The organism is Bacillus sp. GbtcB14, assembly GCF_019091205.1.
GTDB lineage: Bacteria > Bacillota > Bacilli > Bacillales > Bacillaceae_G > Bacillus_A > Bacillus_A cereus_AG.
In genome coordinates this window covers 1-242 of record NZ_JAGXJT010000283.1, presented here as the reverse complement: position 1 = coordinate 242, position 242 = coordinate 1, and the positions used below count along the sequence as shown (strand labels likewise).

Sequence of the window (242 nt, the reverse complement as noted above, 5' to 3'; positions counted from 1 at the left end):
ATGTTCTCAATCTTGCGCCCCTGAAAAATGGTTTTCTGCCGAAATCGTTCAATACCGAAACTAAGGAATACAAATATGACAGCGAAGTGAATATCATCGACCAGCTGTACGCCGCCGTGAATCTGAAGCGGGGCGATGGCAAAGCCGCTGTGCTGTCGAAATGGATTATAAAGGAATTTAAGTCGCGCGGACAGCTGTACGGACGATACAGCGCAGACACGAAGGAGCCGGCGGTTCAATAC

General features: G+C 49.2%; 1 pseudogene. It reads left to right on the top strand.

Features of this window, described 5'->3' with window-relative positions:
• A pseudogene (locus KVT31_RS29930) lies at window positions 1–242 on the top strand (lipoprotein YdaJ); the annotation flags it as partial.